This is a genomic window from Shewanella electrica (assembly GCF_022321485.1).
Lineage (GTDB): Bacteria > Pseudomonadota > Gammaproteobacteria > Enterobacterales > Shewanellaceae > Shewanella > Shewanella electrica.
Window position 1 is genome coordinate 1 of sequence record NZ_JAKOGG010000695.1, and the last position, 242, is coordinate 242.

A 242-nucleotide genomic window follows, 5' to 3' on the forward strand; every position below is an offset into this window, starting at 1 on the left:
GCATCATAACCACGAATAAACGGGCGGTCGCCGTATGGGTGACCGCCTTCGCCAGTGCCGAGGGTGATACCTGGCGGGGCACGCAGCGCATCGGTAAAACTTTGTGCGCCCATAACTTTAATCAGATCTTGATTAATCACAGTGACGGTTTTGGCGCTGTAGAGCAGGACTTCGGTGAATATGCCCGATTGTACGCGGCGGTTGTTGTATACTTGGTAATCAACGTTGACTACAATATGTTC

At 51.2% G+C, this 242-nt stretch carries 1 protein-coding gene; it reads right to left on the reverse strand.

What is annotated here, in order from left to right:
* Positions 1 to 242 (reverse strand): TonB-dependent receptor plug domain-containing protein (locus tag L9G74_RS21835; protein ID WP_238898982.1); only part of this gene is annotated, 242 nt, incomplete at both ends.